Source organism: Dyadobacter arcticus, from assembly GCF_011762185.1.
Classification (GTDB): domain Bacteria; phylum Bacteroidota; class Bacteroidia; order Cytophagales; family Spirosomataceae; genus Dyadobacter; species Dyadobacter arcticus.
This window is the reverse complement of sequence record NZ_JAASQJ010000003.1, coordinates 595,074-619,662: the sequence shown is the minus strand read 5'-3', so window position 1 is coordinate 619,662 and position 24,589 is coordinate 595,074. Positions and strand designations below refer to the sequence as shown.

Below are 24,589 nucleotides of genomic sequence, written 5' to 3'. Positions count from 1 at the left end.
CAAAAAAGGAAGCAATACCGCTTCCTCTCAATTTGCACAGTATTATTATCTTTTCTTGAATACCCAACCCTCTTCGCCAATTACGCGTTTTAGCTTGGCAGAGGCACGATAGGCTTCGGTTTCATTGTCATATCCGCCAACAGCAACTTTCACCTTCTTATTGAATTTGTCTCCGGGCAGGATCCTGGCCTCTGACAATCCCTTTTTTTGCAACTGGGCCAATAAAACCTTGGCTTGCCGCGGCCCTTTAAAAGCACCTGCAATCACATAGAACCTAGAACCAGCAGGAGCTTCTGACACTAACGGCTTGGCTGCTGGTATTTTTGCTGGCGCAGATTCAATCGGTTTCGCAATAGCCACAGAATCAGTAAATACTGAGTCTATTTTGACAGGAGTTGCTTTAACAATTGGCTCTTGCTTTACAAATACCTTCTCGGCAACCGGCGCTTTCTTCTTCAAAGCTATTTGCTCCCTCGTAAAAACCTCGGTAAATGGATTCAGTGTACTCCTGATCTCACTTTCAGTAGAATTTACCAAGAAAAAGCTAAGGCTACATAGCAAGCCTGTAAATACTGCGGCCGCTGCCCATCTCATCCATCTAAGCGGCTTCCGGTTGTTTTCTTCCAGTTCGAGTACTTCTACCTCTTCATTATTGGAATAGTCAGCTGACAAATTGGTTGATACTTCCTGCAGGTTTAACTCTTTTACTTTAATTTTTTCAAAACCATACCATTCATCCTTAAAGTATTTATCAGTGTTAGGCTCGAACTGCAACTTACCTTCTACATTCTTGCTGAACTCGCCGATGCCTGTAATGCTTGCTTTACCATTAAACTCCAAACCAGACCTGAGCTTTTCAGTATAGGCTTTGACATAGTCCACAGCTTCCGAATGCGTCCAGCTTTTTTCTCTTGAAATGTAATTGGCAAGAAGACCGTCATCTAACTTCAAAAATTCGTTAAATGCCAATCGCTTTGCCGGTGGGGTAAAGTAGCCAGACTTGGCATCGAAAGAAGCAGGTATCTGATGCGATAGCAGCGCTCCGAATCCTGGAATAATTACGAATTCATATTCGCCAATAAGTTTTCGGATGACCGTTTCAACTGCTACCATGAATCGTTATTTGGAGTTAACTGAGCGAAGTTAAAAAGAAAACGATAATCCTCCAATAAAGTTAAGGCCTTGCTGCGGGTAGTATTGATAGCGCTGATACTCCTTTCCCAACACATTATTGATGGCTACAAAAGCGGAGAAATTCCTGGTTAACAGATAGTCAATCTTCAAGTTAAGGTCTGTAATTATGGGTAATTTGGTGACTACTCCGGATTGAAAATTCTTTGCTTTCATGCCTCTTAACATATAGAAATCAGCTGTTACAAATAATTTTTTACTGATCGATAATGCGTTAAACCAGTTTAATGTCAGATCTGGTCTATGCCAGGCTTCCTCCACACTCTCAACTGAGTAATCGAAGAAATTCCCTTTAAGTGACGTCTTAAACAAGTCGTTAAAGTTGTAGCCTGCCTGCGCGGAAATGGTTAATACCTTGGTTTTTCCCGAATCGTAAATGATAGAAAATCTGGATGTATCCACCAATGAATTATTAAAATTGTAGAAGTTCCTGTAACTCGTATAAGCCACTTTACCCTCGTAATTAAACCCACTCGAAGTTTCACCTTTCACACCGGCACTATATTCAGCTGTTTTCTCTGTGTTCGCAATGATCACATTAGGGCCAAGCCACTGGTTTTCACTCAACATGCTTTTCAATGTATTTCTAACAATATCGCCATTCCATCCCGCGAAAATGTGCAGGCCTGTAAACGGAGTGACATCAACGTTGACTGCCGGAAATGCTTTGGTTTTGTTAATGTTAAGCTCACTGTCCGTTTCATTGACCACATTCATCCCTGCCGACACCGAAAAGACATCGGTAACATATTTAAATGTAGGCTTTACTCTGAACAAATTCCGGTTGTAAGTCAATCGGTCAACCCGTTGCGAAACGAATGCGTCTGCGTCCAGCAATGCGTAAAAGGTTTCAGAGATCGGGACGGAAGCAGTTAGTTTAGTTCCCCAATCCAGTTCCGTTGCACTGTACCGGTCTCTTAAAGTGCTTAAACTGGTTTTTACCGAATAATCCACCAGCACAGAAGCATCTGTATTTTCAAAACCCAGATTGACACCAAACTGATTAATCGTCTGCCTGATCGTATCCCTGTCAACCATCACACCTTCCGGTTGCGGTTGGTATCCATAGAAATAGTAGTTTTTACGATCGTAATCCAATGCGGCCTCCACTTTATACTTATTGCGGATGTACTTGCCTGCAAACTTCATATTTGTGCCTGCATTGGCTGAATTCTTCCCATCGACCGGACCGTTTGCCGCCGACAAATGTTTCAATTGTGCGGTAAATGCCAGGTCTTCTGAGGGACGACCGCCTACAAAGAGTTCTCCCAAAAATCTGCCGTAATTCCCTCCTCCTACCTTCACAAAGTTGTTTAAGATGTCCGGCTTATCCTTTCTGTCTTTTTCGTCGGACGATACACCCACAGCTGGGGTTAATTTAGGCGAACTGATGTCAATCTCAGGGTCGACAAATTCATAGGAGACCTTTTTCTTTCCAGTTTCACCTTGTACCGGCTGGACCTTGTCAAAAACCCGGTTGGCCGGGGCAAATTCAATGCTTTTTTCCTTTACAATTTCATAGGTCTGACTTTCAATCTCTCCCTTTTGTGCAAAGGCAAATTGCGATGAGAAGCCAAGGGTTAATATAAACAATGAGAAACGCATTGTGTTGGAATTAATCATGAGTAGTAAGATTTTCTGTTTACCTGAACCGGGTTGAGTCATTTCAAATTTTCGATCTGGGTAAGTTTTTCTTTTGCCAGTTCAACCGCCTCTTTATCGTCGGAATTCTCGATAATTGAATTCAATGTAGCTTTTGCCTGACCCATCTCATTCATACCGACGTACACCTCAGCCAAAAGGATAAAAGAACGCGCCCGCCAATAATCATATCCCTCAAACGACTTACCCATCTCAATAATGGCCGTCTCAGCTTCTTTATACTTCTTTTCCTTATTAAGAATGGTTGCAACCCAATAACTGGCCTCTGCACCGTACTCGTCTTTGGACGAAGCAATGATTTTTTTAAATTCATCGGAAGCCTTTTTGAGATCGCCTCGTTCATAAGGAACTTTACCCATATAAAGCTGAGCCTTACCTACACCGCCAGGTACCACATTGCCTACATTGATGACCTCCTTCGCATAATATAGCGTGGAGTCGTAGCTTTTCAGCGTGTAATAAGTATCCATAAGGCCGATCCATGCCTGCGTCTGTTCCTTTTTACTTTCAGCATTTCTTAAAAGCACCCTAAAATTGGTCACCGCATTGTTAAAGTTTCCGCGGCCTATTTCGAGTTCGGCCGATCTCTGCGCAGACACTGGTACAAATGTTGACCTGTTCTCCTGAACCACTTTACTATATGCTTGCAGCGCTTCATTCACTTTACCAAGCTTATCATAAGAAGACGCAATGAAATAATTAGCGTCATACTGATGCTTGCTGGCAGGATAACTGCTGATGAATTGTTTCAGTGAATTAATTGCGTTCTCGTATTTTTCGGCATAATAGAGATTGCGAACATTGTCAAACTCTACTTCTTCCAGCTTTTCATTTCCTGGATTGTTTTTACGAACAACACCCAAAACTTGCGTAAACTCTTCGGGACGCCCCACGGCAGTATAACTCTCCTGAATCCCTTCAAGGGCACTACTAGCAGACGGGGAGTCGGAATACTCTGTTAATATTTTACGGAAATCGACAATCGCCTGCTCATAAACCTGCAGGTTATAATAGGATTGTGCCCTTCGTAACAATGCTGCGGGAATAAGGTAACTTTTTGGCTTTTCGTTGACCATTCTGGTGAACCCCTTCACAGCCGCCGAATAGCTCTGACTTTGGAAATCCATATCAGCGAGCTGAAAATAGGCATCGTCCAAAAATCTCGAAGCAGGAAACGAACTGATTAATAATTCAAATTGCCTTTTGGCTTCCACCTCCCTGTTCATATAGACATAAGCACGGGCTTTCTGAAAAAGAGCGTAATCCTTGTCCACTTTACCCTTTGCCGCAACTTGTTCATAAGTACGAATAGCTTCGCTATAATTTTTGGCAGCAAGATAACAATCGGCCAAACGCGAATATGCGTCCTCGACCATTTGGGCATCCATGCCTTCAATGTTGGCTGTAAATTCTTTAAAGTAGGTGAGCGCCTGTCCGTATTTTTTCTGGTTGTAATAAATATACCCCAATGCATACAAACTCTTCCTTGCATAAATCCCGGATTTAGTATTTTTCGAAATTTGAAGATATTGGGCAGCGGCTTCATCTACACGTTTAAGTCCATATGTAGATTCTGCTTTATAGTAAGATGCTGAATTGTACAATTGCTCATCAAGCGGGAATTTTATCGACTTTTCAAACATGCCGATCGCCGGCTCGAATCTCCCCTGATTGAAATCGGTTACTCCCTGGTTGTATGTTAGCCTCTGATAGGTACCATTAATTTTAGCATTTCTATTTTTTAGCCCTTCTATATATTTGATTGCACCTGCGCTATTATTAGAACTCGCATATCCATCTGCTACTAATTCGGTAGCTTCCTCGGTGTGCTTGCTCTGCGGATACCTTGCCATGAAAGTATTGAACTCCTTAATGGCCTCATTGTTATTACCCGTTTCTAGTTGAACCTTTGCATGGTTGTATGCCGCTTCTTCCTGAACCGTCTTATTAAAATCCAGTTGTGACGCGTTACCGAATGATGTTAAAGCATTGCTTAAACTATTCGTCTTTAAGTAACTGATTCCCAACAGATAAGACGAGTATTGCGAAATAGAATCCTTGCCTGCACCAACCGGTTTTAGAGCCGCAATTGTGCCTTCGAAGTTCTCAGTTCTGAATTGGGAGTGACCATAATGCAATGCTACAGCCGGCGGCATAACCCCTGGTTTCATCCTTTTATACCGCTCGTAAGCCTTAACAGCTCCAGGAAAATCCCCTTTTTCGTAGTATACCTCTGCTACATATAAGGCAACATCATCCAGTTTAGTATTTCCCCTTTGCTGCGTCAGGATCTTCTCTCCGTACTGACCTAGCTCGTCATATTTTTTTAACTGATAAAGGGAAGAAATGATCCAATTGGGTGCTTCATTCTTATAGTAAGGATGATCTTCAATCCGGCGGAAATCCTCATATGCCGCATCAAAGTTGTTTTTCTGATAGTTGATCACCCCTGCAAAGAAGGATGCGTCAGCTGCATTTGGGAAAGACGTCTCATTCTTTACCTGATTAAACAAGGGCAGAGCCAGGTCGGGTTGTTTGGTATTATAATAGGACATGGCTAGTTGGTAAGTACTTTCGAGTGAGCTCGAAACCTGTACCGCCTTTTCCAGGTATGTTATCGCCTTTTCATAATTGCCGGATTCGTAATAATAGCTTCCCAGATCTCCATATATCTGTTGTGCCTTAGGATGTTCCGCATGATTTTTCACAAAACGGTCTACCTGAACCTCTGCCTCGGGATAGTTTAAATAGAGGCCGGTAACGGCAACGTAATATTCTGCTGTAACTTTATTATAATCGCTTGTGCTGAGCAGTTTGTCCTGCGTATTAAGAAACTCGCCAAATTCCTGTCTTGCTGCAACATAATTGGACTTTTCATAATATTCAAGACCATTTCGGAAGTGTGCTTCCGGCTCAGTAATACTTAGTGTATTTTGAGCCAAAACGGAAGACGCGCCAACAAATAAAAGCATTCCGAACGTGGAGGCGCCGTGTTTTAATACCATAGAAACGGAGTTGGTGGATTTTTGAATTAAATTATTGTGGTAAAGCATATTCTTATCAAAGAGAATTTGGGTGTGCACTTACCGCTCAAAATGATTTGCTATCTAACGAAAAGTGAACTAAATACGTATACGTTCCAAGATCGCATAACCCCGGATAACCGCTAAAATAGCACATTATTACGTTTTAGGGCTTCGAAAAAATCGTTGTGCATCTCATCAAATCTACCTTGGACTGCACTTATAAATGTCTCATCAATGCATCTCTCCAATTCATTTGTATCAGTCACCTCATAATCATCAATTTTAAAAGTCTGCTCATACATGCCCGACTCTACTTTGATAATATATTTGCTGTTCCATTGATAAAGACCAATCTTTAAATGCACATTGGGGATATCCTTAATGTATCTCATTTTTGATAAACATAAATTGAAAACAACCTCTGCATTCAATCAACTCACAATACTAATTTTGTTAGTACTCGGTTTGGCGTGTTCGAGCCAAAGTAAAAAGGATGCAGCTGATTTTTTCCTGAAAGGCAATCAAGCATTAAAGCAAAAGAACTATGCCGAGGCATTGCGTTTCTATGACGAAGCAATTGCCAAAAATGCAGATTTTTCCGACGCCTATCTAAATAAGGGGATATGTTTGTTGAAATTGGATCAGGCAGAAGATGCCTATGAGATTTTGTCACAAGCAATCAAAATCGATCCTTCCCTTGCCCAGGCAAATCTCGTGCGTGCAGAAGCTGCCCTCAGTTTGAGCAAATTGAATGAAGCAAAAGTGGACTTAGACCTTATTCAGAAGCGTTATACCGATTCTACTTACTTTCATTTGTTACAGGGAAACCTTTATGTAGCAAAAGGAAGTCCTGACCAGGCAGTAGCAGCATTTGATCAGGCATTGACTCTGGACAAAGGAAACATTGAGGCATATGTGAACAGAGGCGCAGTTTATTACAGCCTATCTTCTTTTCCAGCAGCCAAAATCGACTTCCTAAATGCTTTGCAACTAGATCCTAATCAGCCGCAAGCGTTAAACAATCTCGGCTTAATTTATCTACGCGAGCGAAACTGGAAAGAAGCCCTCGATCATTTTGACAAGGTGCTAAATCTAGATCCTTCGGATGCTTTTGCTTTGAATAATAAAGGCTATGCATTACTTCAGACAGGATCCTCTGAAAAGGCAAAAGAACTCATCGAAAGATCCTTGGAAAAACGGCCTGAAAATGGCTATGCATTGCGCAACCTGGGAATATACTACCAGCAAAAAGGGCAACTCGAATTAGCCATAAACATGTTCATTAAAGCGATTGACATTGCCGAGCCTGTGGAAATGCTCTACGGGCTTGCTGGTCAGGCATATTTCCAACAAAAAAAGTTAGCCGAAGCGTGTAAAATATGGAAGCAGGGTATAATTCTTAAAGACTCTGTTTCCATGGCCTCCGCCGCAAAATACTGCCATTAATCGCGAGAGTTTGCGAATTGTTTTAGGTCTTTCCAGACCCTTTCGTTTTCGAGAGGATCAGTGAAAATCTCCAAAAGACTTATCTCACCACTCTCTAAAAAAGACTCTGCAACATTTTCAAGTGTTTCTAAATCAGAAGCTGAAAAATAGGCAATGTTTGAATCCTCACAGGTTCGTCTGGCAGAAAATGAGTGGCGTGTTTCAAAAAGTTCCTCCATTTCTGGTAACCTGCCAGGCCCGTCGATCATTCGGAAAATATTTCCTCCCGCATTGTTGAGCACTAGAATCTTTAATGTCGGTGGAAGTGTCTTTGTAAGCAAACCATTTCGGTCATATAGGAAAGCGACGTCACCAACAATCAATAATGTAGGTACCTTATTCACTCTTGCTGCTCCGATCGCAGTGCTGACGCAACCGTCAATTCCGCTCGTCCCGCGGTTTGCAAAAACTTCTGTGATATGTTCGGGAACAGTCAGCACATTGACGTATCTGACAGACATACTATTTGCCAAATGTAACTGAAACTCCCTTTTTATACATCTAAAAACAATTTCTAGCGATGTTAAATCTGTTAACGTTGTTAATTTTCCTAAATAACTCTGTTTGGATGCCTCCATTCTCGTATTGCTTCTATGCCACCTGGCTGCGTAGTTAGAATCATTTTCCGGATCACTATTTTGTACAAACAATTGATAATCAATCTTTTCAAAAATATTCTCAAAGAAGTAATCTGCCATAACTGGTATCTGCCTGGTCATAGATTGGGCTGGATCTGCCAAAAAATTGTCAATTCCCACGTGCCAATGGTTTAGCGCTACATTTCCCCTAAAGAATTGCTTCAATTCCTTTGAGATGAATGATAAACCGACTGTAATGAGCAGGTCTGGCTTCAAATCAGCCGTATTTCCCGCCCCTAAAAATAGATCGTGATTTGCAATGAAAATGCGCCCGGGCAAATTGGATATCCGATCCGCAACTACTGGTATGTGCCATTCTTCGGAAATCCGGGTCATCGCCTGAATCAGTTTTTCTTTCAATCTGCCCTGCCCTACTGCAATCAGTATTCTTCTGGAATCTTCCCATTCATCCATTAATGTGTTCCAATCTTCTGTTGAAAGAACTGCCTCGGTCTGACTTCGCCGCACAATCCGCACCTGATCCGACGCGCTAAATGATTCTGTTTCTGTGGGGTAAAACGGCTCTCTAATCGGTACATTGATATGAACCGGCCCGAATGGTCGGGCAGAAGCAATGTTAAGCGCCTCATTGACGATCCTGTTGATAGCCCAAGGCACATCTTTATGCTGGTAATCGGGCGAAAGTTCAAAAGATCGTTTCACATGCTTACCGTATATCTCTGATTGATAGATGGTTTGACCGTCGTATTGATGCTGCCATTCCTTTGGTCTATCTGCGGTGAGAACCAGCAAAGGAATTTGTTGAAAGAAAGCTTCTGCGATAGCAGGCGCGAAATTGTAGGCTGCGCTACCGGAGGTGCATATAAGCACGACAGGGGTATTGATTTGCTGGGCAATTCCGAGCGCGATAAAGCCAGCTGGGCGTTCATCCATACAAACGTGCATTTCAAAGCCTCCATGCCTCGAAAATGCTAGGGTTAACGCGGCGCTTCTTGACCCAGGCGAGACAACCACATGCCTTACGCCATGTTCGTAACAAATTGTCGCAATGTCAATGATCGGTTGTAAAATCGCCATATCGAAAATGAAAATAGCCTCATAAGGAGGCTATTAATCGTTTATTCAAAGTAATTAGTAATTAATCTTTTGCAAGACTTATCTGATTAACCCAGATAGGTTTTAAGCGCTTTGCTTCTGGATACATGACGCAACCTTCTGATCGCCTTTTCTTTGATCTGACGGACACGTTCACGAGTAAGGTTAAACTTTTCTCCTATTTCTTCCAAAGTCATTGCGTGCTCGCCATTCAAGCCGAAATACAATGCGATGACATCTGCTTCACGTTGTGTCAAGGTGCAAAGTGCTCTCTGAACTTCCTTACGCAATGATTCATTGACTAATCCGGAATCTGGCTTATCCTCCAAATCATTTTCTAATACATCCAAAAGGCTGTTTTCCTCCCCCTGAACAAACGGAGCATCCATAGATACGTGGCGTCCGGAAATCTTCATCGTATCAACCACTTCAGAAGAAGATATTTCAAGCACTTCCGCTAGTTCCTCTGGTGAAGGTTCACGCTCAAATTTTTGCTCTAATTCAGAAAAAGTTTTGGATATCTTATTCAGCGAACCTACCCGGTTCAACGGTAAACGTACAATACGCGATTGTTCTGCAAGTGCCTGAAGAATGGACTGACGAATCCACCAAACAGCATAAGAAATGAACTTAAATCCTCTTGTCTCGTCAAAACGCTGTGCTGCTTTAATCAAACCAAGATTTCCTTCATTGATCAAATCACCCAAGGATAGACCCTGATTCTGATACTGCTTTGCAACGGAAACGACAAAACGAAGATTTGCTTTGGTTAATCTTTCAAGGGCCAGCTGATCACCATCCCTGATTTTTTGAGCTAAGGTCACCTCCTCATCCGGCGTTAACAAATCTACCTTACCGATTTCCTGCAAATATTTATCTAATGACTGACTCTCACGGTTGGTAATTTGCTTACTGATCTTTAGCTGTCTCATCTATATCTGTATTAAGTATGTAATTGGCGACATTCAATTGTCTCTATTTATGGAAACACGGTTTTACTCATTTTTGTTCTCAGGTTTTGGAAGTAAAACCTTGCGTGACAGGCGATACTTACCGGTTTTCTTATCAATTTCAACCAGTTTCACCTGAACGTCTTCCCCTACCTCTAAAACTCCATCCATTTTCTCTAACCGCTCCCACTTAATCTCAGATATATGCAGCAATCCGTCCTTGCCTGGCAGGAATTCAACAAATGCTCCGAATGGCATAATGGACTTAACCTTACCAGAATATATTTCGCCGATTTCCGGAACCAGGATAATCCCCCGGATCCGGGCCACAGCCTTATCCATTGAAGTCTTGTCTGCTGAGAATATACTTACAAACCCAGCTCCATCTTTTTCCTCAATAGAAACCGTCGCCCCAGACTCTTTTTGAATGTCCTGAACCACTTTTCCGCCAGGTCCAATCACAGCGCCGATCATCTCACGATCAATCTTGATAACAATAGCACGTGGCGTATGAGGTTTAAGATCAGCCCGGCTTTGCTGCATGGTTTTGTTCATTTCACCAAGAATATGAAGTCTGCCAGCTTTTGCCTGCATTAACGCCTCGCTAAGCACCTCAAAAGAAAGTCCGTTTACCTTCATATCCATCTGGCATGCGGTGATTCCCGCAGCGGTACCGGTAACTTTGAAGTCCATATCTCCCAAATGATCTTCGTCACCAAGAATATCTGAAAGTACCGCATACTTGCCGGTAGCTTCATCAGAAATAAGGCCCATTGCAATTCCGGAAACCGGTGCTTTAATTTTCAAACCTGAATCCATTAAAGCAAGCGAACCGGCGCAAACAGTAGCCATAGATGACGAACCATTGGATTCAAGAATATCAGACACAATACGGATTGTGTATGGGTTATCTTCGGCAACTGGCAATACCTTTTTCAATGCACGTAATGCCAAATTGCCGTGACCTACTTCCCGACGGCCAGGGCCGCGATTTGGTTTTACTTCACCGGTCGAAAATCCGGGAAAGTTATAATGCAGCATGAATTTGCTGTACCCGTATTTTAAAGTGGTATCTACAATCTGTTCATCGTTTTTCGTACCCAATGTTACCGTAGTCAACGATTGCGTTTCTCCTCTTGTAAACAGCGCTGAACCGTGTGCATTTGGCAGAAAATCAATTTCTGATGCGATTGGCCGCACTTCATCAAGACGACGTCCGTCCAAACGTATTCTTTCATCCAGTACCAGGCGACGGGAAGCTTCCCAAACCAGGTCATTGAAATAACGTTTTGAAAGACTTTTGTTCAATTCCTCATCCTCACCAATAGAAGCAATGAATTCGTCCCAAACCGCCTTAAAACCATCTTTTCTTACGGTTTTGTTAGTTGACCCAATTTGAGTTACCGCATATATTTTATCGTAGCAGAAAGACCTAACGCGGGTTTCCAGCTCAACATCTGAATCATCTCCAACGTATTCTCTTTTTTCAGTTTTACCAACGGCTGCCTCGAATTCTTTAAGTGCAAGACATTGATCTTTAATGACCGCATGAGCAATTTTTAGGGCTTCAATCACTTCTTCTTCCGAAACTTCGCTCATTTCTCCTTCTACCATCGCAATATCATCGTAGGTAGCACCCACCATCAAATCCAGTGTTGCTTTTTCAAGTTCAGCAGAACCTGGATTGATGACATACGTACCATCAATTTTCGCTACGCGAACCTCTGAAACCGGGCCAGCAAAAGGAATGTCCGACGCTGCTAACGCAGCAGATGCAGCAAGCGCTGCAAGCGCATCAGGTAAAGCAGCAGAATCTGCGGAAATTAAAAGGATGTTAACTTGAACCTCAGCATGATAATCATCCGGGAATAATGGGCGCAGAACGCGGTCCACTAAACGGCTGGTCAAAACTTCATGATCGGATAGTTTGCCTTCACGACGTTGGAAACTTCCTGGAATACGTCCGGCGGAAGCGAATTTCTCTTGATAGTCAACCGATAAGGGTAAAAAATCAAGGCCTTCTTTGATATCTTTATTAGCAACCACTGTAGCCAGGAGCATGGTATTGCCCATTCTTACTACGACCGATCCGTCGGCTTGCTTCGCTAATTTACCTGTTTCAATAGTGATTTCCCTGCCATCCGGTAGGGTTATAGTCTTAGTAACTATATTAAAGAGCATAAAGTGTTTTGATTTTTGTAGCTGTGACACGTCATCCTGACGTCTGTTAATTTTACGCAAAAAATCAGGGAACCGTCACAAAATATGAAGTTCCCTGATTTTAGATTACTTACGTATGTTCAATTCGAGAATAATCGCGCGATAGCGGCTAATGTCGTTTTTGAATAGATAATCCAACAATCTTCTGCGCTTTCCGACCATTTTAAGAAGGCCAAGCCTTGTGTCATTATCCTTTTTGTGCGTTTTTAAGTGCTCGTTCAAATAATTGATACGGTACGTAAATAGAGCAATTTGTGATTCAGCAGATCCAGTGTCCCCGCTTTCTTTTTTAAACCCTTTTGATTGGAAGATCTCGCTCTTCTTTTCCGCGGTTAAATACATGATTGTAACAACAGATTAATTTTTATAAAGTAATTACAGCACCCTGCCATAAATAAGGCTGCAAAATTAAGGTTTTTATACCTATTTTAAAAATATAATTTTATTATGATTGGATAAGGCGGGATTTCCCAAATCTACTTGCCCACTGTTCCCTGATGCGTTTGATATACATTTGATATACATCCTTTTCAAACAAACGAGAGTCGCTTCGGGCTTTGTCAATGAAATACAAACCTGCCAATAATAAAACGGTATTGGCCATCCATGCCCCAACAGGTACAATTAGCAATCCTTCTTTTACCCATTTATCGCCCTGGTTAGTCAAAACATAAAGCAGGATAAAAAACAGGATGGAAACCAGGACAGGAACACCAAAACCTCCTTTTTTAATGATAGCACCCAATGGCGCACCAATCAGGAACATGATCAGGCAGGATAACGCCTGGGTGTATTTATGGTGTTTTTCCAATTCATACTTATTCGCATCTTTCAATTTCGTCTGTAAATAATCTGTCTGCGATTTGGTATAACTGAGCATGCTATTGGAAGCACTTTGTGTATTCTGAATGATCTCCTTTTTCACACTATCCGAAACCGGCTTATTTAGCAGTGAATCAATCCACTTCCCACTCTTAATCGTTTTATCCGTTCCTTCCCGATAATTATAAGAGTAGTATTGTTGACTTCCGGCTACCAGGTTCTTTTTGGTTTCCAGAAATGATTTGCGAAGTGAGTCCGCGGTGGATGTCAAGTCACTGATGTTCTTCATGAACTCATGGTATTTGAACTGTCCTTCATCCGTCCTTTTCATTCCGAAGGAGGATAGGCTTTCGGTTAACCTATAATGATTGAATGAGTTGCGGCTGAAATTGGAATAGCTGGGCGTTGTACCCAGCGGCGTCGAAATGTAAACCGGTCTTGAATTGGATGAGTTGGATTCATCCGTATATCTGGTCCCGTTGTAAAGTTCAATTACTAGATAACGGTTTTCATTGATTGCAAACATTCGGCCGGAATCTGCCAGAATAATTTCCGTATTGCCTAATTCATAAGATCGGTTGTTATGCTTGTAGATAACCATTCCAATCAACTTACCATTCTCCTGTTTCTTGTCAACCTTTATACTGTAACCAGGTAAGTCATTGTAAAAAATGCCTTCCTTAATCTTCAAAGTGGCTTTTGTAGTCTTTATATCATACAAAAGGCTGTAACCCTTGAGATTGGCCCAGGGTGAGACACGATCATTAAAATAGAAGGAAAAAACGCTGATAAACAATGCAACAACGAAGAGCGGCAGCATGGCCCGAACAATTGAAATGCCCGCGCTTTTGAGGGCAGTCAGTTCAAAAAACTCGCCCAGATTGCCAAAAGCCATTAATGAAGATAATAATGTGGCAAGCGGAAGGGCGGTGGGAACGGTAATGAGGCTGAAGAAGAAGAATAATTGTGCGTAATCGGTGAGCCCCAGGTCTTTGGAAACAAAATCATCAATGTAAAAGATCATGATTCTCATTAAAAAAACGAAGACCACAACCGACATTGTTATAATAAATGGACCCCAAAAGGAGGTCAAAATAAGCTTATCAAGCTTTTTCATCAACTACCTACAATTTCTTTTAAATTATCCATAAATCCATCCCACAACGACGCCAGCTCGTCCTGATCCTTATTGGAAGAGTAATCGATTACCCTTAAAAAGGTCGTTTGGGTTAACTCGCTTACTTCAAGTTTCAGTTCCACATGGTTATTATCGAGATTATCATCACTTGTATTTTCAAAATCAAAACGTACCCCTTTATTAATCCTTAAACCAGTCTGTCTGGCAATATGGCTGTCGCCATCCCATTGAAAATCGAATCGGTGATCGGGCAGCACGGTAACTTTTTCGGCAAACCATTGTTCCAAACCGGAAGGTGTGGATATATATGGAAATAGTACTTTTGGGGAGGACCGCAATTCAAATTCGGTAGTAAACTTATATTTTTCCATATGAATTAAAATAAAAAAGATTGACCCATCCGCTCCTGCCTTATCCGCCGATTTAAAAGCTGTAATATAGCATAATTCGGGAATATATGTCCTTAAAGTTAAATTTGCTTCTTTTTTGACTATTGCCTGTTTTGGTCTTGAAAATTATAAAACGGGTTGTGCGATAATTTTATTTAATATACTTTTGCACCACAATACGGCGGGGTAGCTCAGATGGTTAGAGCGTAGGATTCATAACCCTAAGGTCGGCAGTTCGATCCTGCTCCCCGCTACCCGGTTACAGACATCCAGATGGGTGTCTTTTTTGTTACAGCCCATTTTGTGCTTTCAGAGAATTAAATTCTCAAACTTTCGGTTTATCCTTCCAGGTACTCCACCGATTCACCAGAACTGTATGAAATTATTACTACAATATCTCAGCCGGTATAAGGCGCTGATATTATTGGCGTTATTACTAGCAGCCATTAACCAGGTTTTCTCACTTCTAAATCCCTACATTCTCGGTAATTACCTTATTGATCCCTACGCCAATAAAGCGAAGGAATTCAGGGACAATGGCATGAGCGATGCGTTTTTCAGAGGTGTGCTTATTGCATTGCTGATGATTATTGGCACAGCAATGGTTTCCAGGATTGCGAAAGCATTTCAGGATTATGTCGTGAATGTGGTCATCCAGAAATTTGGCGCGAGCCTTTACACGGATGGGCTCAGACATGCGCTAAGATTACCTTTTCAGGATTTTGAAGATCAGCGGAGCGGGGAAACATTGTCTGTTCTGCAAAAGGTAAGGGCTGACTGTGAAAAGTTCATTACCAATTTCGTTAATGTGCTCTTCGCCACCATTGTAGGCATTGTTTTCGTTGTGATCGTTGCGTTCAAATTAAGCCCGATGCTCCCGCTCATTTACCTGGTTGGGTCCATTGTGCTGGCTATCCTGACCAGCATCCTGAGCCGCAAGATTAAGGTGATCCAGAAAACCATTGTGAAGGAAACGACTGCATTGGCCGGATCGACAACTGAATCCCTGAGGAATATTGAACTGGTTAAAAGTTTGGGATTAACACAGCAGGAGATCGGTCGGTTGAACACGACGACTTTTAAAATATTGAAACTGGAATTACGTAAAGTAAAAAGCATACGCTCCATCAGCTTTATACAGGGAACGTTTGTCAACTTCCTGCAGCAATGCATCATGTTCGCATTGATCTTTTTCGTTTTCCGCGACAAGATTACGGTGGGGCAAATGATGATGATGCAATTCTATTCCTTCTTCATTTTTGGGCCATTGCAAGAACTCGGCAATGTGATCCTTTCATACAGAGAGGCGGAGGCTTCACTCAACAATCTTCAGACATTACTGGCAAGACCAGTGGAACGGAAGCCCGACAAACCGGAAATGATCGGCGAGATCGAAGCATTGAAATTCGATCACGTTAAATTTCAACATCAAACTGCCAGCAGGCCTGCCCTGGAAGACATTTCATTTCAGGTCGAGCGAGGCGAATCCATTGCATTTGTAGGCCCCTCTGGTTCTGGCAAAACCACTTTGGTGAAACTGCTGGTGGGATTATACAATCCGATTGAAGGTCATGTTTTTTACAATGGTATCAATGGCGACAACATTGATTTTGATGAAATAAGGAATAAAATCGGCTTTGTAACCCAGGATACGCAACTGTTTTCAGGTACGATTAAGGAAAACCTGCTTTTCGTAAATCCCGTCGCTACCGACGAGATGATCAATGACGTACTTATGAAAGCGGCCTGCTATAACCTTCTTTCCAGAGCTGAAAATGGCATTGAAACTGTTATCGGTGAAGGAGGATTGAAGCTTTCCGGTGGTGAACGTCAGCGGCTTTCTATTGCCAGGGCATTGCTGCGTAACCCGAACCTGATCATTTTTGACGAAGCCACATCCGCTTTGGATTCACTTACAGAAGAGGAAATTTCAAATACCATTCGCAACATTACCGATCAGCGTCAGCACATTACCGTGATGATCGCCCACCGTCTTTCAACCATTATGCATGCGGACCGTATCTACGTTTTGGAAAAAGGAAAAATCGTGGAAACAGGAAGCCACCATGATCTCTTGGATGAAAAAGGGCTTTACTATGCCATGTGGCGTCAGCAAATCGGTGAACGCAAGACTGAGTCTGTCTTTTCTGCCTGATCTCCGCAAGAATCAGGTTTCCTGTCGGGTGTCCAGTCATTTATTTTGTATTCAGATCAGTGATTTGGGATACAAAATAAACGATTTACAATGGATAGGATCAGCAACCTTGATTGGCAGGCAATTCAAGAAAATCTTCACGAAAAAGGGTACGCACTTCTCAAAAATATTTTGGAGGCCAGTGAATGTGAAGCACTTGTTGGTCAATATGATAATCCGCTCAGCTATCGCAAAACGATTAGTATGGAGCGTTACCGTTTTGGTTTGGGTGAATACAAATATTTCAATTATCCATTACCTGCTATCATTCAGGAACTTCGGGAAGAATTTTATCCAAAACTCGCTCCTGTGGCCAATAAATGGATGGAAGTGCTCAACATTCCGCTAAGATATCCCGAGCATTTCGAGGAATTCCAATTGATCTGCAAATCTCAAAACCAGACAAAACCCACAATACTCATCTTAAAATACGGTCAGGGCGGACATAATACCTTGCATCAGGATTTATACGGGGAGGTTTATTTCCCCATTCAAATGGTGATTTTTTTGAATGAACCTGGTCAAGATTATGACGGAGGCGAGTTTGTACTCACGCAACAAACACCCAGGGCCCAATCCAAAGCAATTGTTTTGAATCCCCGCAAAGGCGATATTCTGCTTTTTACAACGAATTTTCGACCGGTCAAAGGTTCTAAAGGATATTATCGGGCCAATATGAAACACGGTGTAAGCGAAGTACACCGAGGCAGCCGTTATACGCTCGGCATTATTTTTCATGACGCCCTTAGCTAATCCAAAAATGATCCTCCACTCAGAATTAGGCCCGGAATCTTACAGAACCAGCAAGAAGTTGAAAAGCTTGATTGACAATAGATTGATAAAATTTGGAGGAAATAAAAACCTGAAAATCTACGGTACATTATCCTGCAAATCAGGTAAGCGGATGAAAGTCAAGAACCGGGTTTTCTTTGCATCTGAGCATGAAGCCATGGTAGCAGGATACCGGCCTTGCGGGCATTGTATGAAGGATGATTACAAAAAATGGAAGGGCAATTCAGGCTAAATCTTTCACCGCCAGACTTCGCCAAAGATAAAACACCAGGTAACTTTCCCAACCCTGATATTGGTCAAAAAGCGCCTGTATCTTACCTGCTTCCCCTCGATCTTTAATAATATCGTGGTTTGAAAGCGCATTCAAAAGCCCGACATCTCCATGAGGGATACCACCCGGCTCTCTCAGACATTTCATCAGCACGTAATTTGCAGTCCAGATACCTATTCCCTTATGATCGGTTAATGCTTTTTTTCGGGAGTCAAAATCGGGCAAATCGAGCAAAAACTTTTTGCTGAGTGCGCCATTTGCAAAAGCATTCGCTATTCCAATGATGTACTCAGCCTTTTTTTGCGAAAACTGTATTGCTTTCAATTCGTCAACATTCGCGGCACTTAATATCTCTGCGGCTGGAAATACATGGTATACATCCCCATCCTGCTCAGTTTCAATGCCAAATCTCTCAACCAGCCGCCGCTTCAATTTATACGCAAAGGATAAGTTAATTTGCTGCCCGATAATACACCAGCAGATCGCCTCAAACAGATTCGAAATCCCAATCAACCGCAGACCTTTGTATGCCTCCGTCATGTAAGCAAATCGTCCATCCGCAATGAGCAGATCATAAAACGGTTGAATGCTATGTCGCATATCAAACCATTCGAACACGTAATCCGTCAAATAAGCTTTGTTTTCCGCGGATGCCCTTCCTTGCAATATAGTAACTTCCAAAAAAGCAGCTTTTTCCCTGATCCTTATTAAAATGACCTCCCCTCCTATTTCCAGGGTTTTGAAAATTGCATTTCCCTTGATCACATGCAGGCAATCATCATAGTTCCTGTTCAGAAACCAAAGACATTCGTCGAAGCTGAAAAGGGCTGGAATTGGTATTAAAATTCTTTCATTATTCATAACCAAAAATATTACAGCTCTATGGCAGCTAAAACCCGGATCTTGCTGTGCGAGACCTTAATGGAGAATTTTAAACACTAATTCTCTCAATAGTTCACCTTCAGGGATACTCACCCCATCCAAACCTTTGAGCCGGCCGTCGCATTCTCGCAAATAATGAATGATGTTCGTGACTTTGGCAAGCGGATAGTTTCGGCAGGCCAGCAGGTAATCTTTAACGAAATATGGATTCACACCCAGCTCAGTCGCCAGGTTCCGTTCGCTCTTATCCTTACTGGCATGTGTCAGCAACAATTTGGAGAAAAAACCATAGAGGATGATCAATATGGGTGAAACCGGATTTTCTTTGGAATTGGATGAAAAATAGGTCGCGATCTGATTGGCTTTGAAAACGTCCCGGTGCATCAGCGCTTTTTGAAACTCAAAAACATTGTATTCCTTGCTGATACCCACAAACCGTTCTACCGCGTTCGCATCAATCCCTTCATCTACCCGTAAATTGACCATGATCTTGCGGATTTCATTGGCAAGCCTTTTCAGATCATTCCCAATGTTATCAACAAGCATCTGCACGGCCTTTGGACTGATTTTCACCCCTTCATGCTGACAAAAAGAAGAAACCCACTCAGGTAACTTGTTGTCATACATCTTTTTAGATTGAACAACAGCACCTTTTAAGCTGATAGCTTTCAGATAGGCTTTCCGTTCATCTGCATTGGCATGAAAACAAAATACGAGCACGGTACTCAGCAATGGATTCAATGCATAATCTTCCAACCGCGTCTGCTGTTCTTTCTGCTCGATCCCAACCAGCTTATTCGCGTCTTTTACAATAACAAGCTGACGTTCAGACATAAATGGAAATCGCTTGGCATAACCCAATGCACCCGTCAAATCAATGTCTTTTCCATACAATACAAATTGATTAAACCCTTTTTCAGAATCCGGAACGACCCTTTTTTCAAGCTCGTCCGCAATCGAATCGATATAATAAGGCTCGTCGCCGTGCAGAAAATAAATGGGGCGGAAGGTTTTACCCTTTATCTCTTTCAGAATGCTGTCCGGGGTTTGAGCCATTATTGAATGTGGGGTCTTGGATAATTCTGGAGGTCACTTGAATTTCCAAATTTACAGCGGGGCGCCGACTTTAAATATCCCGGATCCGTTTTCTGCAATAAAAAGAGCGGATCTCATTTGGAGTTCGGGAAAGAACTTCTGAAACTTTTGGTAGTAGAAATCCTCATTTGCGCGCAAGTCATTGACTGCGTTGCTGATAGGTGCCAAAAATTTCGCCCTCCGCGATAAACGCTGAAATGTCAGGTCAATTCCTTCAAATGTCGCGTAGCTTGTGAGCCAATCCTGCCGTATCATAGACCTTACCATAGGTATCATATCTTGCGGAACTAGATAGTCATTTTTTTCGATCACGGCGTACTTAGCATGAACGTAGGCAGATAGGGAGTCTTTACTGAAATCACTGAAATGGCTGGCCAGGAAATAGTCGAAATAAATGTCCATAACGATCCCGGCCAATTTTCCCAGCGACAATGCTGCCAGATGCTTTGCCTCCTGAACTTCGGGATGCGTATCTGTAAATGAATCTATAAATCGGTGCAGCTTCAAGCCCAAAACATAGTCCTGGTTCCAATCAACAGTTTTTTCCTCGGTCAAACGTCCTTTTATAAAATCACCAACATAATTTCCCATGAGCACGCCTTCCCGCTCTCCTGACAGCAAAATATGGGCTAAAAAATTCATTCGAATAACATTTTGGCAAAAATCTTGTAGGTTTGTTTTACCCTATCCTTTATGGAACAATTATTTTATAACAACATTGTTTTTAATCAAACTAACAAATGAAAGTTGAAAAAAATAACGTCATTTCGTTGATATATAGCCTCACAATTCCAGATTCGGAAGGCCAAACTGACGTCGTGGAAGTAGTAACGGAAGAGGATCCTATGTATTTTATCCAGGGCATCAGCGGACTTCCCGAAGGTTTTGAAAATCAAATAGAAGGACTTTCAGCAGGAGATACTTTTGAGTTTGTCGTCGCTCCGGAAGAAGGATATGGAGAATATGACGAAGATGCTGTGGTGGACCTTCCAAAATCGGTTTTCCAGATGGAGGATGTGAACCAGGAAGAGTTGCTTCAAATCGGAAATATCATTCCTATGACCAATGAAGACGGTGAAAGAATGCACGGACAGGTGATAGAAATCAAAGATGATCTGGTGATTATGAATTTCAACCATCCGTTAGCAGGCAAGGAAATGCATTTTTCCGGCCAGATCATTTCCGTCCGCCCCGCCACCGCCGAAGAAATCAGCCACGGACATGTGCATGGGGCTGGTGGGGTGCATCATTATTAATTTTGACCGGGTCGCCGGGCGATGAGTGAATTTTGAATGAGTGAATGACTGAATGCAAATTTTATTCACTCATTCACTCATTGAATCATTCACTCATTTACCCTATACTGCTCCACCTCCACGCCAAAACGCTTAAGAAATTCCACCCCCTCTTCTACCGCGATTCCTTTGTAAGCGGCGTAGGAGTTTAGAAAAATTACCTTTTTGATTTTCATTGTGTAAATCACCCTGGCGCAGGCAATGCAAGGGGCCAATGTCACAAAAAGTGTTGCTCCCTCGATGTTGGAGCCATTTTTAACTGCAAATAGAATCGCGTTTTGCTCCGCGTGTAATGCCAGTGAGCAGCTTCCCTTTGAATCCCTCGGACATCCTACTCCCGGAAATTCTTCATCACAATTATGGGTTTTTGCAGGAGGACCATTGTAGCCTATCGAAATAATCCTGGTATCCTTTGTTAGCACCGCGCCGACCTGTGCTTTGATGCAATGTGAACGCATGGCAAGATTTTTTGCCAGATCCATATAAATGGCACCAAATTCAGGGCGCATATTCGTTGTAGGTAATGTCATTCGTGATATAATAGAAATTTTTACAAACTTAGATAAATGCCGTTGCATTAAACAACGGATTGCAGCGTATGGTTAGATGCTTTTTGCTCAGTTTGTTGCTCCTCTGCTTAATCTATCCCGCTTTTTCGCAGCAGGAAAGGATTGTGCTGAATCTTTATAAGGAGCCTGCCGGGCTGTTCAAAAATTACAAATTTTTTATCCAGGAAGTTGAAGATAAGCGAATTTTGCCAGGAGCAAATCTCGGGAAAGTAATCGCTTTTGGAAAAGAAATTCCAGTCACTTTACCCGGCCGGGCCGATAAAGAACTATTTGACTACTGGTCATTCTCCGCTCCGAAAAAAGACCTGAATGCGCTACCGATCTTCATTACCATTAAAGAATTATCATTAAATGAAAAACGGGTTGCTCCCAACAAAGTAACGGGCGACGTAAAACTCCACGTCCGTTTTCGCTGGTATCGCGACATGCAGCCAGTGGAATTGACCAATTATCAAACTTCCGCTACCTATACCCGCCCGGAGCGCGATTACGATTATCAAAAACTCGTCAAGCAGTTGCTGGATCAATCATTAACACATTTCCAAAAATGGATGACGTTGAATGCCGGAAAAAATCCAGCCCTGGCGCGTGGCCTACAATTGATTTTCACAGAAATAACTGATCCTAAGGAGGATACGGTTTTCTATTCACCAAAGAGGCCGCTGATCTGGGACGATTTCAAGGTGAGAAATGGCAAACCAGGAAGTAAATATGCAGCTGCTGTATTTACCAGTTTTGGCTATGAAGGAAAATCCTATCCAAAAGATGATCACCTGGTGCTGGAAATTGGTTTAAAGGTTTTTATGGTCAAAAGCATGTCCTGGGGCCGCCTTGAGTCACGCAATGCTGGTACTCTAAGACACGAGCAGATTCATTTTGACATTACCAGACTGGTGGTCGAAAAATTCAAGGATAGACTTCGGAAAGCCGAACTCACGATTGAAGATTACGACAGCGAAATCCAATACCAGTTCTTGGAAGCTTTCCGCGAAATGAACCAGGACCAGGAACGATACGATGGAGAAACGGGCCACGGACTTAATGCAGGTGCCCAAGCCGCCTGGGACAAAAAAGTAGCCGCCCAGATTGCGGCGGTTTACGAAGTCCAATAACTTCACAATTTGTCTTCCGCGGTGATGAATTTGATTTCGCCGGCCTCCTGGCTGATCAAGTAATTTTTTAGATAGAAATCATAAGCCTGTTTGTCCATGGGGAATCCGTTGTCGCAGGCAACATACACCACATTGTCGCGCTTGAAACTGTACACAGAATGCTTTGGAACATTGTGTACCACAATGCTGGGCGTCATGTAAATGTGAACGCTTTGTGAAACAGAAAAGCTCGCGAAAAGGAATGCGATCACAAATGAACATTTGAGATAAACATATTCCCTCCGTTCGTATGCTAACCAGCTCGCCAGCATCAAGAAATATAAAAGCAAAATCTCTATAAGCCCTAAATGCAGATTTTCAACAAGATAACCGGGCAGGCGACCGGGAATTGTTGCAGAAAGATCCGTAAGCCTTGCCGACCAATCCACTACCGAATTGATCAACCATTGCAGCCAGGTGATATTAAGCGTACTCACTGCCAGCATGATCATTGACGCGGGCAATAAGATATTTGTAAAAGCAATAACAAACGGATTAATAAGCCAGAAATAGCTTGGGAATTGATGAAAGTAATAAAGGCTTAAAGGAAATGTTGCTAGCTGGGCAGCAAAAGATAGCGCGGTAATTTGCCAGACGAATTTGCTGACCCTGTTCGAGGGAGACAAAATGCTGAGAATAGGCTTGTAAAAGAGAAAAATTCCGCTCATTGCAAGATAGGAAAGCTGGAAGCCTACATCATAAACCACGGAAGGATCTGATAGCAGTATCAGCAACGCTGAAAATGCCAGCGTGTTCATGGCATTATTCTTCTTGCCAAAAACTTCCGCCACCACAAAAATAATGCACATAATCGTCGCCCGCTGCACTGAGGGTGCGAGACCGGTTATGAGGGCGTAAAATCCAAGCAATAGAATTATCGTACATAAGTAAAACAGGTTTCCAAATCTGAACCGCTTCATCCAGCTTAGTACATGGCTTATGATCAAGAAAATAATGGCCACGTGCATACCCGATACCGACAGAATATGAACTGTGCCTGACGCCACGTAATGATTGATCTGCTCCGCACCCAGGTCATCCCGCCTACCGAGGAACATTGCTTTCACCAACCCATAAGACTGGTCATTTACAATCTGCCGACGAAACTCCTGATCAGCCCATTCAGAAATTTTCAAACTCCATAAGGTCAGATTGTAATTGCTGGGTTGAAGAGATACTGTCTGAAAATCACCTTTTCGAAGATAATCAACCCATAAAATCCCTTTATTTTTGAGATAGCGGCGATAATCGAACTGTTCCGGATTGGTTGCTTCCATTGGTAAGTCCAAATTGCCTTTTACAATGATCTGCTGTCCCGGCTTGGGAATATCCTGTATATCAGCATCAATGTTGATTAATGTTCGGGCAGTCACATTTTTCCATTTGCCACGCGCAAGTCGTGTTCTATTGATGTCCACTTCGACACGATATGTGCTTTTCCGCTTTTCCGGAAGATTGGAAACCGTAGCCTGGTAATGTGTATGATATTGCTGGTCAAATTGCTGGATTTCAGCATTGTTTCTTTCTTCAACTGCGATTTTACCATAAGTGCCGAGACAAACCAGAAGCGCCGAGAAGCAAAATCCAAAAAGCACTTTTTTTCGGATCAGATAGGCTAGAATGCAGGAAGCAAACAATAAAAAGGCAATGAGGATGATTGCCTCCGAAGAGATTGAAACCAAAGAAAGAAGCCAGTCACCTGCTATAATACCAGCGAGGTATAGCAGAGCGATACCGACAAACGGTGCGCGTGGAAACATACA

Annotated in this window: 21 protein-coding genes and 1 tRNA gene; 7 read left to right on the top strand and 15 right to left on the bottom strand. The window is 42.4% G+C overall.

Going from position 1 to position 24,589, the window contains the following annotated elements; all coding sequences use genetic code 11:
* Window positions 1–45: 45 nt before the first annotated feature.
* From FHS68_RS16120 to FHS68_RS16105, 4 genes are all read right to left on the bottom strand, one after another.
* Window positions 46–1,113: an HU domain-containing protein gene (locus tag FHS68_RS16120; RefSeq protein ID WP_167271924.1), complete on the bottom strand. Its 1,068-nt coding sequence runs from the start codon at window positions 1,111–1,113 to the stop codon at window positions 46–48.
* A 30-nt stretch (window positions 1,114–1,143) separates the two neighbouring features.
* Window positions 1,144–2,814: a TonB-dependent receptor gene (locus FHS68_RS16115; protein ID WP_167271922.1), complete on the bottom strand. Its 1,671-nt coding sequence runs from the start codon at window positions 2,812–2,814 to the stop codon at window positions 1,144–1,146.
* A gap of 38 nt (window positions 2,815–2,852) precedes the next feature.
* Window positions 2,853–5,858 (bottom strand): tetratricopeptide repeat protein, encoded by a 3,006-nt coding sequence (locus FHS68_RS16110; RefSeq protein WP_229211925.1) that lies wholly within the window; start codon window positions 5,856–5,858, stop codon window positions 2,853–2,855.
* A gap of 161 nt (window positions 5,859–6,019) precedes the next feature.
* Window positions 6,020–6,271: a hypothetical protein gene (locus tag FHS68_RS16105; RefSeq protein ID WP_167271920.1), complete on the bottom strand. Its 252-nt coding sequence runs from the start codon at window positions 6,269–6,271 to the stop codon at window positions 6,020–6,022.
* A gap of 16 nt (window positions 6,272–6,287) precedes the next feature.
* Here FHS68_RS16105 and FHS68_RS16100 point away from each other — a divergent pair, with 16 nt between their 5' ends.
* Window positions 6,288–7,325, top strand: a complete 1,038-nt coding sequence (locus FHS68_RS16100) for a tetratricopeptide repeat protein (RefSeq protein ID WP_229211924.1) — start codon at window positions 6,288–6,290, stop codon at window positions 7,323–7,325.
* Here the strand turns inward: FHS68_RS16100 and menD are convergent.
* The 6 genes from menD to FHS68_RS16070 all read right to left on the bottom strand — a co-directional run bounded on the left by menD (window position 7,322) and on the right by FHS68_RS16070 (window position 14,559).
* Complete coding sequence (gene menD / locus FHS68_RS16095) at window positions 7,322–9,040, bottom strand: 2-succinyl-5-enolpyruvyl-6-hydroxy-3-cyclohexene-1-carboxylic-acid synthase (RefSeq protein WP_167271917.1); 1,719 nt, start codon at window positions 9,038–9,040, stop codon at window positions 7,322–7,324. The two genes, FHS68_RS16100 and menD, sit on opposite strands and share 4 nt — an antisense overlap.
* Before the next feature lie 86 nt (window positions 9,041–9,126).
* Entirely contained in the window at window positions 9,127–9,990 is an 864-nt protein-coding gene (locus FHS68_RS16090; RefSeq protein ID WP_131957614.1) for a sigma-70 family RNA polymerase sigma factor, read from the bottom strand.
* Window positions 9,991–10,053: 63 nt separating this feature from the next.
* On the bottom strand, window positions 10,054–12,189 hold the full coding sequence (gene pnp / locus FHS68_RS16085; RefSeq protein ID WP_167271915.1) for a polyribonucleotide nucleotidyltransferase: 2,136 nt from the start codon (window positions 12,187–12,189) through the stop codon (window positions 10,054–10,056).
* A gap of 105 nt (window positions 12,190–12,294) precedes the next feature.
* Window positions 12,295–12,570: a 30S ribosomal protein S15 gene (gene rpsO / locus FHS68_RS16080; RefSeq protein WP_167271913.1), complete on the bottom strand. Its 276-nt coding sequence runs from the start codon at window positions 12,568–12,570 to the stop codon at window positions 12,295–12,297.
* A gap of 103 nt (window positions 12,571–12,673) precedes the next feature.
* Window positions 12,674–14,167: an LptF/LptG family permease gene (locus tag FHS68_RS16075; protein WP_167271911.1), complete on the bottom strand. Its 1,494-nt coding sequence runs from the start codon at window positions 14,165–14,167 to the stop codon at window positions 12,674–12,676.
* Window positions 14,167–14,559: an START-like domain-containing protein gene (locus FHS68_RS16070; protein ID WP_167271909.1), complete on the bottom strand. Its 393-nt coding sequence runs from the start codon at window positions 14,557–14,559 to the stop codon at window positions 14,167–14,169. The genes FHS68_RS16075 and FHS68_RS16070 overlap by 1 nt, the downstream gene beginning before the upstream one ends.
* A 198-nt stretch (window positions 14,560–14,757) precedes the next feature.
* Between FHS68_RS16070 and FHS68_RS16065 the strand changes: the two genes are divergently transcribed.
* The 4 genes from FHS68_RS16065 (at window position 14,758) to FHS68_RS16050 (ending at window position 17,795) form a co-directional block, all read left to right on the top strand.
* Window positions 14,758–14,831: transfer RNA gene (locus FHS68_RS16065), tRNA-Met, on the top strand.
* Window positions 14,832–14,953: 122 nt separating this feature from the next.
* On the top strand, window positions 14,954–16,732 hold the full coding sequence (locus tag FHS68_RS16060) for an ABC transporter ATP-binding protein (RefSeq protein WP_167271907.1): 1,779 nt from the start codon (window positions 14,954–14,956) through the stop codon (window positions 16,730–16,732).
* 90 nt (window positions 16,733–16,822) lie between these two features.
* Window positions 16,823–17,524, top strand: a complete 702-nt coding sequence (locus FHS68_RS16055) for a 2OG-Fe(II) oxygenase (RefSeq protein WP_167271906.1) — start codon at window positions 16,823–16,825, stop codon at window positions 17,522–17,524.
* Between the two features lie 7 nt (window positions 17,525–17,531).
* A complete protein-coding gene (locus FHS68_RS16050) occupies window positions 17,532–17,795 on the top strand; it encodes an Ada metal-binding domain-containing protein (RefSeq protein ID WP_167271904.1) in 264 nt (87 codons plus the stop codon).
* On the opposite strand, the gene FHS68_RS16045 is transcribed toward FHS68_RS16050, so the two are convergent.
* The 3 genes from FHS68_RS16045 to FHS68_RS16035 are packed head-to-tail and all read right to left on the bottom strand — an operon-like array spanning window position 17,787 to window position 20,453.
* Window positions 17,787–18,695, bottom strand: coding sequence for a DNA-3-methyladenine glycosylase family protein (locus tag FHS68_RS16045; protein ID WP_167271902.1), 909 nt, complete (start codon window positions 18,693–18,695; stop codon window positions 17,787–17,789). The genes FHS68_RS16050 and FHS68_RS16045 overlap by 9 nt on opposite strands.
* A gap of 57 nt (window positions 18,696–18,752) precedes the next feature.
* Window positions 18,753–19,772: a DNA polymerase III subunit delta gene (gene holA, locus FHS68_RS16040; RefSeq protein WP_167271899.1), complete on the bottom strand. Its 1,020-nt coding sequence runs from the start codon at window positions 19,770–19,772 to the stop codon at window positions 18,753–18,755.
* 51 nt (window positions 19,773–19,823) lie between these two features.
* Window positions 19,824–20,453, bottom strand: a complete 630-nt coding sequence (locus FHS68_RS16035; RefSeq protein WP_167271897.1) for an acyl carrier protein phosphodiesterase — start codon at window positions 20,451–20,453, stop codon at window positions 19,824–19,826.
* A gap of 98 nt (window positions 20,454–20,551) precedes the next feature.
* Here FHS68_RS16035 and FHS68_RS16030 point away from each other — a divergent pair, with 98 nt between their 5' ends.
* Entirely contained in the window at window positions 20,552–21,067 is a 516-nt protein-coding gene (locus tag FHS68_RS16030; RefSeq protein ID WP_167271895.1) for an FKBP-type peptidyl-prolyl cis-trans isomerase, read from the top strand.
* Window positions 21,068–21,156: 89 nt separating this feature from the next.
* Here the strand turns inward: FHS68_RS16030 and FHS68_RS16025 are convergent, their stop codons facing one another.
* Window positions 21,157–21,636 (bottom strand): deoxycytidylate deaminase, encoded by a 480-nt coding sequence (locus FHS68_RS16025; RefSeq protein ID WP_167271894.1) that lies wholly within the window; start codon window positions 21,634–21,636, stop codon window positions 21,157–21,159.
* Between the two features lie 68 nt (window positions 21,637–21,704).
* Between FHS68_RS16025 and FHS68_RS16020 the strand changes: the two genes are divergently transcribed.
* Window positions 21,705–22,787 carry a DUF922 domain-containing protein gene (locus FHS68_RS16020; protein ID WP_167271892.1) on the top strand — a complete coding sequence of 361 codons (1,083 nt, stop codon included), beginning with the start codon at window positions 21,705–21,707 and terminating at the stop codon, window positions 22,785–22,787.
* A 2-nt stretch (window positions 22,788–22,789) separates the two neighbouring features.
* Here FHS68_RS16020 and FHS68_RS16015 read toward each other — a convergent pair whose 3' ends face one another.
* Entirely contained in the window at window positions 22,790–24,586 is a 1,797-nt protein-coding gene (locus FHS68_RS16015) for a ComEC/Rec2 family competence protein (protein WP_167271890.1), read from the bottom strand.
* Between the last annotated feature and the right edge of the window lie 3 nt (window positions 24,587–24,589).